A 366-nucleotide genomic window follows, 5' to 3' on the forward strand; every position below is an offset into this window, starting at 1 on the left:
ACGTTGCACCGAAACTCTTTGCCGATATGTACCGAGCCGCCCTTGAGGGCGATATTGCGACCGCCCGTCGTCTAAACGAGCAACTTATCCCAATTTATAACACCCTGTTCTGCGAGCCCAGCCCGGCCGCGCCCAAATGGGGCATGAGCTTCTTGGGCAAATGCGAACCCCATGTTCGCCTGCCTTTGGTAGCACTGACCGAAGCCGGTCAAGCCAAAGTCTGAGCCGCTCTGGAAAAATCAGGACACATCTGATCCGGAAATAAGGCCGTCTGAATCCAAAACACCCTTTTTCAGACGGCCTACATGTTAAGAACTCCATCCACAGGAAAACAAGATGACCTATATTTGTCTATTATACACATCT

The 366-nt window shown here is 51.1% G+C and carries 1 protein-coding gene; it reads left to right on the top strand.

Going from position 1 to position 366, the window contains the following annotated elements; translation table 11 throughout:
* Positions 1-224: dihydrodipicolinate synthase family protein (locus ACTHUR_RS21730; protein WP_440400891.1), on the top strand; the 224-nt coding region annotated here is incomplete at its 5' end.
* Positions 225-366: the final 142 nt, after the last annotated feature.

This window comes from Neisseria sp. P0021.S007 (assembly GCF_051956855.1).